Here is a 9,876-nt window from a genome sequence, read left to right on the forward strand (position 1 = left end):
TGTTATGTGGTGATAGTGGCCATTTTTTTGGAAAAACTTGATGATTAGCACCAATCTTGATTCTTACGATGTGGGTATTCTGCATGTCCTGCAGCGTAACGGACGTGCCACAATCAACGAACTGGCTGAAGCCGTCGGGCTTAGTCCATCCCCGGTGGCCCGCAGGCTGCGCATTTTAGAGAATGCGGGCGTGATCACAGGCTATGCTGCGCTGATCGACGAAACTGCTTTGGGTTATGAATTTTCCGTGTTTGTCTCGGTCAAACTTGACCGTCAAGTGGACGACGCACTGGCCAGCTTCGAAGCCGCGGTGTGCAGCTTTCCTGAAGTTGTCGATTGTTGGCTGATGACCGGCAACCGCGACTATCTGCTGCGCATTGCAACGCGCGGGCCTTCCGATTTTGAACGCTTCCTAACCAGCACCTTCACCAAAGTTTCAGGTGTAGCATCTATTGAAAGCTCAATCCCACTGAGACGCGTCAAGGCAGGCTTGTCACGCACGCTGAAACTTGATGCCAAAGGATATCAAAGGCAAACAACAACTGGGCATGGTGGATCCTAAACGAGATCTCTTGGCACTGTCATTTGTGGACGTATATGGACCCCGCCTGATTGCAACAGGCTAACTTGGTCTGGTTCGGCGATCACGATTGCAGACGTATATCCGGCTTCCTTGAGCGGCCCGATGTTTCGTCGCCGCGAGCCCCGATGGATTTCCGCGCGCTTCTTCCTCATTGGCTCCAAGGCATCGGCTTTCGCCGCGCCGGTCCACACATCAGGTTCAAGAAGCGATCAGGGTGACCCTTTCACCATCTCCTGCCAGTTGTTGCAACGTTTCGGGGAGCGCGTGTCAACGGCGGAGTAAAAACCAGCCACGTGGCGGCGCAAAATCAGGCCAATGACGGGCGCCAGGCGCCATGGCGCGCGCGCTTGTCACATAGCTGGCGCGTGCCATGGCGCTTGGCCCGCAGGGCCAATCCTGTGGCGGATGATCAGGTTGGGGCTTCGGCCTTTCGGGCGCGGCTTTGGGCGAGCCGATAGCTGTCGCCGTTCATCTCGAGGATGTTGACGTGATGCGTCAGTCGATCGAGCAGTGCGCCAGTCAAGCGTTCGGTGCCGAAGGTCTCGGTCCATTCGTCGAACGGCAGGTTGCTGGTGATCAGCGTGGCCCCGCGCTCATAGCGCTGCGAGATCACCTCGAACAGTAGCTCGGCACCGGTCTTGGAGAGCGGCACGAAGCCCAACTCGTCGATGATGAGCAGCTTGACGGCGGCCAGCTGCTTTTGCAGGCAGAGCAGGCGACGTTCGTCGCGGGCCTCCATCAGTTCGTTGACCAGCGCGGCGGCGGTGATGAAGCTGACCGGCAGCCCCTTCTGGCAGGCGGCCAGCCCCAGCCCGAGGGCAATATGGGTCTTGCCTGTGCCGCTGGGCCCCAAGGCGATGACGTTCTCGCGTCGGTCGATCCATTCGCAGCGGGCAAGTTCCAGCACCTGCATCTTGTTGAGCTTCGGGATCGCCTTGAAGTCGAAGCTGTCGAGGCTCTTTGTGGCTGGGAACTTCGCAGCCTTGATCCGCCGTTCGATCATCCTACGCTCGCGGTCGATCAGTTCCAGCTCGACGAGACGCGCCAGGAACTGGACGTGATCCCGACCCTCGGCGGCGCATTGGCGGGCAAGCTTGTCGTATTCCCGAAGGAAGGTGGGCAGCTTCAGCGTCTTGAGATGATCCGCGAGCAGGATTTTCGGGGCCACGGTCATGCTGCATCCTCCGACAGCAGGGACATGTAACTGGCCGCGGACGTGGTCTCGACGTTCGCCCGAGGCACGTAGGGGTAGACATCGAGGTCCAGCTTCGGGGGGTCTGATGCCGGGAAAATCAAAAACGCTCATGAGAGCGTACTATTCTGCCCCCTCCGGCATCAGACCCCTAGATGGTCAGGCCGATAAAAAACGCCAGCGCGGGCAGCAGCACATAGTCGAGCCAACCCAGCCAGGCCGACAGGCCCACGGCGCCGAGAAGAACGACCAGGATCGGCGTGAAGCAGCAGAGCGCTGCGATGACGGTGCCGACGACACCTGTTGCAATCAGCTTGCGGTCTGTCCGCTCGGTCATCCCGTCAACCCGAGACGCGCGCCGGGTAGCCTGCATTGGCCGACGCGGTCGCGATCGCCTCGGCGCTGGTCGCGGCGGTGTCGAAGACGACAGTAGCGGTGCGCGCCTCGAAGTCGATCTCGACCGCGTGCACGCCTTCGACGCCCTCCATCGCGCGCTTCACGGTGACCGGACACAGCGCACAGGTCATATTGTCCACCGCGAAGGTGAGGGTCTGCTCGGCGGCGACGGTTTGCGCGACGGCAGGGATGGCCGTGATGGGTGCTGTGGCGGTCAGGCCGAACAGAACAAGGGCAAGGATCGTCTTCATGAGGGTGTCCTTTCGAGATCAGTAGAGAAGCGGAGCCCACCAGTCGATGGTGAGTGCAGCGAGGACGAGGATCAGGGAGGTCCAGAGAGCGGACTTGGTGATGCGCGCCGAGGATGGGCGCGCGCAGTAGGAACCGGGCTCGCAGACGGTCGGTTTGCGGAAATAGACCTGCCGGAATCCCGCCCCGATGAAGCCGAGCGCAATCACGGCGAAGATCGGCTTGAAGGGCTCCAGCGCCGTCAGGTTGCCGATCCAGGCCCCCGAGATGCCGAGGGTCAGCAGCACCAATGGTCCGACACAGCAGGCCGAGGCGAGAAAGGCGCCCATCACCCCGCCCGCCGCAAGCCAGCCCTTTCGGGCGGGGCGATCCGCTGCTGAGGTGTCAGTTCTGTCGTCTGTCAGCGCCATGTCGCGCACCTTTCGTCTGTGGTTGACGATGGGTGTAGGGTCTGTAGTAGCTACAGGCTCAAGAGGAAAACCCCCATGATCGATCACGAAAGCGAGAGCAGCTTAACACGCGGCGACCTGGCCCGGGCGACCGGATGCAACATCGAGACGATCCGCTATTACGAGAAAACCGGCCTGCTGCCCGACCCGCCGCGCAGCGCCGCAGGCTACCGGATATATTCCGCCGCACACGCCACGCGCCTTCGCTTCATCCTGCGCGCCCGCGAGCTCGGGTTCTCGATGGAGGACATTCGCGGGCTGATGGGGCTCAACGATGGTGCCGCGCCGACCTGCGCCGAGGTCAAGGAGCGGACAGAACGTCACCTTGCGGACGTGCGGGCGAAGATCTCGGATCTCCGGCGGATCGAATCCGTCCTCGCTGCAACGGCATCCAGGTGTTCTGGCGCCGAAGTCCCCAACTGTCCGGTGCTCGACGCGATTTCTGGAAACTGAAAACTATGACACGAACTTCCCGAACTCTTGAAGCTCCCATGCATCGAACTGGAAGATTCAAGATCGTGCCGCTACCCATATCTTGAATCGCCCCTGGCCGGTCACCTCGCGGATAAGGCCTCGCGCTTCCATCCAGGCAATATTGCGTTGAACGGCGGCACGGCTAGCGTTGGTCAGGACCTCGCCCATCGGGGCAGAGACAAGGGGCCATTCGGTAAGCACAGCGCGCAAGGCGCGCGGAGTCTTTCCCGAGAGCGCGGTCATCTCGGTTTCTGCCCGCGCTGACCATGCCTCGATATCGTCAAGGTGCCGCATTGCGGTCAGGCATGCGGTCTCCATCCCGTCAAGCCAGCGCGCCAGACGGTCAGCGGGTGGGCCGCTGGCGCGCAGCCCCCCTGCCCCGCCCATAGCCAGAGGTGCAAAGACGGCGCCCCCGCCCTCGCTGGCCACAATCCGCGCGGCTGTGACTGCCGCTTCCATTCGATCGCCCTGCTGCCCAAGGCCCGCAAGGCTCCAGAGGTGATAACCCGCGCAGGCACGGGTTATCGGGTGCAGCTCGGCGGCTTGCGCCATCAGGTTCAGCCAACCGCCCGCGCGATCCGCGAAAGGCTCGGCGTCATCGACCATGTTCTTGGGATCGCGACGATCGAGGAAGGCAGAAAGGTCCACCTTTGGGCCTGGTCCCCCTGTCAGACGACGTACCGCCCAACCGACACGCGCCAGTGCTGCGGGGTCCTCTTGAACGCCTGACAGGCGCATGGATATCCAAATAGCAATGCGATCCGGGCCAATGCGGTCACCCGCGAACCAGCTGAGGTCGGCAGCCTCGATCAGGGCAAGCCTGTGCCGCCATCCTTCCGGGCTGCGCTTCAGGCGGTCGTCCAGCGCGCCGACGCGACCGGCCACACGGGCAAGACGCGCGGCATGACCCGCCTCTGCTTTCCGCCAATCGTCGAGGACCTCGCCTTCACGCAGTTCGGCCCGTGGTCCTGGTGGCAAGTAATCCGGCTCCTCTTCCATGGGACCGGGCAGAAACCAGATGTCGCATTTTTTTCATCATTTCAACGCATGATTATATCGTGATTTCTGGATGATACCGCGATATCGCACATCATTTTTTCGCTTGAGGCTTCAATTTTGGTTCCGTATTTCAGCAAGCGGCCGCCCTGTTGGCGCACGGCCCAGCCGGTCTCGAAAGTTTCATATCGATGACGTCCGGCGGAGGGCATGCCTCGGATGAAGCGTGGGCCAAGGCAACACGTATCGCGCGTGAACTGGACCGGATTATTGACGGAGCGGCGCCGGTGCGTGAGGCCGTGGTACGCGCGGCATCCGAGCTGCGGCTCTCGACCCGCCAAGTCTACAACTATCTGGCGCGGTATCGAGAAGAACGCAGGGTATCGTCCCTGCTGCCGCGAACGAGTGGAACAAGGAAATCAAGGATCAGCCTCGCGGTCGAGAGCATCATCGCGATGACCCTGAGGGAGATGTGGTTGCGTCCTGAGCAGCCGGACCTCGCACCGATCGTCGAAGAGATCCGCGCCCGCTGCGCACAGGAAGGGCATACTCCGCCCGCCTATGTCACTGTCGCCCGGCGCATCCCCATCCTGTTCACCCCGGAAGAAATTGCCCGCCGCCGCCTGTCAGACAGTAAACACCTGCACCGGCTGAAGGCGCGACCGGGCTACATCCGGGCAGACCACGCGCTCGACGTTGTCCAGATCGATCACACGCCGGCAGACATCCAGTTTGTCGAGGTGATTGATGACTACGGTATCTTCGTTGGGCGGCCCTACCTGACCATCGCTGCCGATGTGGCCACGAGTGCGATCACCGGCTTCTGCCTGACGCTCGAGCGGCCGTCACGACTGTCTGTCGCGCTTTGTCTTGCGCAAGCGATGTGCTGCAAGACGGCATGGCTGGCAGAGCGTAGCATCGATCATGCCTGGCCGATGCACGGTCGCCCGAGGCAGATCGTCGTCGATTCCGCCAAAGAGTTCCAGAGCAGCACCTTCAGCAGAGGATGCGCGGACTATGGCATTTCCATTCGCATGCGGAACAAGGGCACCGTGCATCGAGGCGGAGTCGTGGAACGCCTGCTTGGGAAAGTGAACACGGCGCTACGGGCCTTACCCGGTAAGACAGGGCGCTCCATCGCGGATCGAGGCGACTATGCCTCGGAAGAGCGCGCACGGCTCAGCTTCGCGGATCTTGAACGCTGCATCGCGCTCGCGATCATCGACCATAATCTGAGCCAGAATGCGCGCAAGCTGACCGTCCCGGCAATCGAATGGGAAAACCGACTCCAACCGAAGGACCGTCCGATCGATGCGCCTGTCGATGTGCTGCTCAATTTCCTGCCGCGCAAGACGCGGAAGATTTCACCTCAGGGCATCAGCCTCTTCGCCATCGACTATTTCGAGCCCTGGCTTGGTCCGCTGGTCGCCCGCCGTGACCGGCTGGAGCCACTTGATGTGTGCTATGACCCTCGCGACATCAGCCATGTCTATGTCAAGGATCCGGATACGCAGGCCTGGCAGCCGGTGAGACGACGGGACGGACTGGCCGAGCCGATCACGCTTTGGCAGCATCAGGCGGATCGACAGCGGCGGCGCGAAATCCAGCGGCGCCCAGTGCAGGAGGCGGCCGCCATCCGACGCGAAATCGCCGCAACTGTTACCGCCACCAAAACCTCGAAAAGCCGGTTGAAGGAGATGACACGCGCCCGGCATGCCACCGAGGCAAAGAAGCCTTATGCCGATCTCGCCGCGCCTGCCGCCCCGGCCCGGGCAAACCTTAACCCGGATCGCCCGCGGCGGGTCTTCCCGGTCGAGGATTGGTAAGGTGCCGGATCACCTCATGCCCGCCACCGTCCCGCTCTTGCAGGCCGATGATGTAATGCGGATCGCCCATGTTCGCGCGCCACGCTGGATCAGCCATCCGGCCGCCGGCGCGGCACATGACGCGATGCGGCTGCTGCTCGAGCGACCGCCATCGCTGCGCCCGCGCGGTTTGCTTCTTGCGGGCCCCTACCACAACGGCAAGACCATGATTGCCGAGCGCTTCGCTGTCGAACATCTGCGTGTCGCCGACCAGCAAGAGGTATGGGTGATCCAGACCCGGGAAGGTGCGGGTCTGTCGCATTTTTACGCAAGCATCCTGTCCGGATTGCGCGCACCACAAGCCGCTGGATGGCGCAGCCTGTCCCGCGCCGGCGATCAGGTCGATCATCTTCTGGAGCGTCTGAAGCCGCGCCTTTTGATCTTCGACGAGTTCCACAGCGCGTTGCGCGGTCGACGCCAGGATGTGAAGGCAATCTTCTCGTTCCTACGGCGGATCGCACGGGTGCATGACATCTCACCCGTCCTTGTCGGCGAAATCGCGATCTACGATGCGGTGCATGACACGGACGAAATGGGCTCACGCTTCGATACGATCCCCATTCCACGCTGGGCGTATGACGAGGATTTCGCGACGCTTCTGGACAGCCTTGAGGCAAGTCTGCCGCTCGCCAATGCCTCAGAACTGTCGCGCGAACCCTTGGCGAAGATCATCCACGATCTGTCGGAGGGACTGATCGGCGAGGTCGTCGAGATCGTCACCCGGGCCGCGGTGGCGGCAATCGCGGGCGGTGAGGACCGGATCACGGGTGCAACCCTGTCGGACCTCGGCTATGTGCCTCTCTCCAGACGCCGCAATTCCGCCTTGCGTCACGAGATGACATGAGGCTCGGGCCGACCGGGATCTCCGTCACGCCTGCACAGCGGTATGAAAGTGCGGCGGGAAGCCGTTGGCCGGTGAGCATTATGCCGGCGCCGGGTGAACTTCTGTCGAGTTGGCTGCACCGGCTCGCCTACGCCAACGGCGTACCTCCCCGCTATTTCGGCGCGTTTCTCGGGGCGCCGGGTGAGAACTGGTCGGCGCGGCTTGATCGGGCATTGCCCGATCGCATCCTGCACCTTTTGAGAGAGCATACCCGCATACCCCTGGAAGACATCGCGGCTCTGACCGTTGCTCTTGACCCCTTGGCCCGGCTGCGTTTGCCCCTGCGGCCAGGGCCCCAACCGATCTGCGCACCCGGGATGCAGGCGACTTGGCTGCAATTCTGCCCGGCCTGTCTGGCAGAAGACGAAACGCCCTATTTTCGACGAGGCTGGAGCCTGGCGACACGAGTCTCCTGCTTTCGCCACGGCTGTCGGCTTCGGGACAGGTGCCCGTCCTGCGGACGCGGATTGGCTCCGTTCCGCCAGAAGCGTCTTGTGCCGCATCAGATCTGCGCCGTATGCGGCGCGGCGCTCTGCAAACGCACCCGTCCCGCCACCGATGGCGTTCGACGCCTTGAGCGCCTGATCGACGATCTGCTTCGTCTGCATGCAGCGGGGCATCGGATAGGAGAAGGAAGATCACTACCGGACCTGCTCGGATCAGCCAGTTTTCAATCGGGTGAAAAGCGAGTGTCCATTGCGCGCCTCCCCCATCGGGATCGCTATCAGCTGTTTGGACAACTGACGGAAGGGCGATCGATACCGTTCGGAAAGCGAAAGAGTCCCGCGATCTCCTGCTGGAAACGCGTCGCTCAGGCTGCGCCAACCTGGCGCGGACTGGCGATATCATTCAGCGAAGCCGCCCTGCCTCGGCCCGCAGCCGAGCCGTGCTCCGCCTCCGCAGGTCCGCATTTGGCTGACCTCGTTCAGGCAGCCACACGGCTCCATCAGAAGCGGCAGGCGCTTTGAGGGGTCCAGCGGGCTTCAGGCGCGCGCGGCAAGCCCGGCGTCACCCAGCTGTTCGGGGTCTGGCAGGTCGCGCAAGCTCTCCATCCCGAAGGCCGCGAGGAACGCGTCCGTGGTCACGAAGGTATAGGGGGCACCACGACGCGGCGCGCGGGGCCCGATCCCGATCAGATCGCGCGCATGCAGTCGGCCGAGCAGGTCGCGGCTGATCTCCTTTCCGAAGATATCCTTGAGCCCGTCACGGGTGATCGGCTGGTGGTAGGCGATGGCGGCCAGCACCGCAACGTCGAATTCGCTCAGGTCGAGCAACTGATCGCCCATATCCGCGGCGGCGCGGATTGCTGGCGCGTAGGCGGTCCGGGTCCGGAACATCCATCCCCCGGCAACCTGAGCGATCTCGAACGCACGCCCCTCCAGATCGGCGGCGAGATCCTCGATCAACAGGTCGATCGAAACCCCCTGCCCGACCACGCGCCCCAGGTCTTCGCGGGCGACCGGCGCGGCGGAGGCAAAGAGCACCGCCTCGATCCGGCGCATCCATTCCCGCCAGCGCAGCTCCGGCGGCAGGTCAGTTAGTTCGCGGTCAAGGTCCGGTTCAGAGCGATCCTTCGCCTTTTTCGGTGGTCGCATGTCCGAACTTTGAGCCCGGTTCCCACTTTCGCTGGCCATGCTCATGCTCACACCCCGTAGAGCCGGAAGGTGTCGCGGCCGGTCAGTTCACGGACCGCGCCGAGATCGACCAACCGGTCACAGAGCCGCCGCGCGGCCCGATCCGGCAAGGGCAGGGCAGCAGGCGCCACGGCATCGTGGGTCAGGAACATCCAAACGGCATCGCCTGCCGCCTTTGCCCGAAGCTTCGGCGCGACCGCTTTCAGATGCGCCGCCCGCCGCGCGAGGTCGGCGGCGAGACGCACGACCTCGCGCGCTGTTGAGGCGACTGCGCGATGACAGGCAAGACGCAGATCATCGCCCCGCTTGCGCAGGTCGGCCCGCTTCAGCCCCGCGGCCAGCAGCGGAAGCAGATGATCCCAACCAAGCGCCTCGGCGAGGGCCGCATCCGCGAGGACCAGCGCCGCAACCTCCTCCCGCGGGGCATCGACCAGAACGGCCTCCAGCACTGCCGCTGCTCGAGCTACCGGCCCGCCCTGCCCTGCATCGAGCCAAACTGCTATCCGCGCTGGATCGAGTTGCGGCAAGGCCCGGTGCAAGGTCCCGATCGACACCTGCCGCTCCGCCGCGCGTTGCCAAGCCTGACAGACCGCGCCCGCCGGACCGGTCAGATCGCCCGGACGCAGCAGATGCACCGCATCGCGCAACTCCCCTGCCCGCTCGGGCCGACCGGCAAACGCGACACAGGCCTCGGCCGCGCGCAACGCGAGCCGATCCCGCAACAAGGCGTGGGGCACGTCCTCACGTCCAACCACAACATGCAGGTGGCTCAGCGCGGCACCCGACAAAAACGCAACATTTTCAAGGGTTTCAGCGCGTTCGGAGATGACCCAAGCGGGCATCCGAGGTAGCATGTCTGCGTCGCTGATGTGATCCGGTCGCGCAAATGTCATGCTTGAAGTCTACATCGGCGCGGCGCTTTCGGCCAGATGAATACGCAAGAACCGCCCCACCTTCCCGTATCGTATCATGTCCAATAAGTTTGCATTATCGGACATACTGGAAGATACTGCGAGACAGGTGAGTTTCATCGCCGGATTCAATGGAAAATGCCCTCAGAGGGGTCTGATGCCGGAGGGGGCAGAATAGTACGTTAAGGGGCTTTGCTTACCTTTTGGACCACCTGTATTCGCCGGTGAGGAGGATGTGGGCCCA

The 9,876-nt window shown here is 63.1% G+C and carries 12 protein-coding genes; 5 read left to right on the top strand and 7 right to left on the bottom strand.

Annotated elements, in window-relative coordinates; translation table 11 throughout:
* Positions 1-43: 43 nt before the first annotated feature.
* Positions 44-562, top strand: a complete 519-nt coding sequence (locus GGR17_RS18555) for an Lrp/AsnC family transcriptional regulator (protein ID WP_407926660.1) — start codon at positions 44-46, stop codon at positions 560-562.
* Between the two features lie 430 nt (positions 563-992).
* On the opposite strand, the gene istB is transcribed toward GGR17_RS18555, so the two are convergent.
* From istB to GGR17_RS18575, 4 genes are all read right to left on the bottom strand, one after another.
* Positions 993-1,757 carry an IS21-like element helper ATPase IstB gene (gene istB / locus GGR17_RS18560; RefSeq protein ID WP_038068069.1) on the bottom strand — a complete coding sequence of 255 codons (765 nt, stop codon included), beginning with the start codon at positions 1,755-1,757 and terminating at the stop codon, positions 993-995.
* A 169-nt stretch (positions 1,758-1,926) separates the two neighbouring features.
* Positions 1,927-2,112: a mercury resistance system transport protein MerF gene (merF, locus tag GGR17_RS18565; protein ID WP_107817721.1), complete on the bottom strand. Its 186-nt coding sequence runs from the start codon at positions 2,110-2,112 to the stop codon at positions 1,927-1,929.
* A gap of 4 nt (positions 2,113-2,116) precedes the next feature.
* Positions 2,117-2,422, bottom strand: a complete 306-nt coding sequence (locus tag GGR17_RS18570) for a heavy-metal-associated domain-containing protein (protein WP_038068071.1) — start codon at positions 2,420-2,422, stop codon at positions 2,117-2,119.
* Positions 2,423-2,440: 18 nt separating this feature from the next.
* Positions 2,441-2,830 carry a mercuric transporter MerT family protein gene (locus tag GGR17_RS18575; protein ID WP_054540711.1) on the bottom strand — a complete coding sequence of 130 codons (390 nt, stop codon included), beginning with the start codon at positions 2,828-2,830 and terminating at the stop codon, positions 2,441-2,443.
* 75 nt (positions 2,831-2,905) lie between these two features.
* Between GGR17_RS18575 and GGR17_RS18580 the strand changes: the two genes are divergently transcribed.
* The gene (locus GGR17_RS18580; RefSeq protein ID WP_038068073.1) at positions 2,906-3,322 is read left to right on the top strand and encodes a MerR family transcriptional regulator; all 417 of its coding nucleotides are present in this window, start codon (positions 2,906-2,908) and stop codon (positions 3,320-3,322) included.
* A 57-nt stretch (positions 3,323-3,379) separates the two neighbouring features.
* Here GGR17_RS18580 and GGR17_RS18585 read toward each other — a convergent pair whose 3' ends face one another.
* Complete coding sequence (locus GGR17_RS18585) at positions 3,380-4,342, bottom strand: hypothetical protein (RefSeq protein WP_054540712.1); 963 nt, start codon at positions 4,340-4,342, stop codon at positions 3,380-3,382.
* Between the two features lie 188 nt (positions 4,343-4,530).
* Here GGR17_RS18585 and GGR17_RS18590 point away from each other — a divergent pair, with 188 nt between their 5' ends.
* The 3 genes from GGR17_RS18590 to GGR17_RS18600 are packed head-to-tail and all read left to right on the top strand — an operon-like array spanning position 4,531 to position 8,055.
* Positions 4,531-6,165, top strand: a complete 1,635-nt coding sequence (locus GGR17_RS18590) for a Mu transposase C-terminal domain-containing protein (RefSeq protein ID WP_054540713.1) — start codon at positions 4,531-4,533, stop codon at positions 6,163-6,165.
* Between the two features lie 16 nt (positions 6,166-6,181).
* Positions 6,182-7,048, top strand: a complete 867-nt coding sequence (locus GGR17_RS18595; RefSeq protein ID WP_054540714.1) for a TniB family NTP-binding protein — start codon at positions 6,182-6,184, stop codon at positions 7,046-7,048.
* Positions 7,045-8,055: a TniQ family protein gene (locus tag GGR17_RS18600; RefSeq protein WP_082386792.1), complete on the top strand. Its 1,011-nt coding sequence runs from the start codon at positions 7,045-7,047 to the stop codon at positions 8,053-8,055. The genes GGR17_RS18595 and GGR17_RS18600 overlap by 4 nt, the downstream gene beginning before the upstream one ends.
* Before the next feature lie 15 nt (positions 8,056-8,070).
* Here GGR17_RS18600 and scpB read toward each other — a convergent pair whose 3' ends face one another.
* A complete protein-coding gene (scpB, locus tag GGR17_RS18605; protein ID WP_054540751.1) occupies positions 8,071-8,682 on the bottom strand; it encodes an SMC-Scp complex subunit ScpB in 612 nt (203 codons plus the stop codon).
* A gap of 47 nt (positions 8,683-8,729) precedes the next feature.
* Positions 8,730-9,614, bottom strand: coding sequence for a DUF1403 family protein (locus tag GGR17_RS18610; protein ID WP_054540715.1), 885 nt, complete (start codon positions 9,612-9,614; stop codon positions 8,730-8,732).
* Positions 9,615-9,876: the final 262 nt, after the last annotated feature.

It is taken from the genome of Actibacterium naphthalenivorans (assembly GCF_014196965.1).
Lineage (GTDB): Bacteria > Pseudomonadota > Alphaproteobacteria > Rhodobacterales > Rhodobacteraceae > Actibacterium_A > Actibacterium_A naphthalenivorans.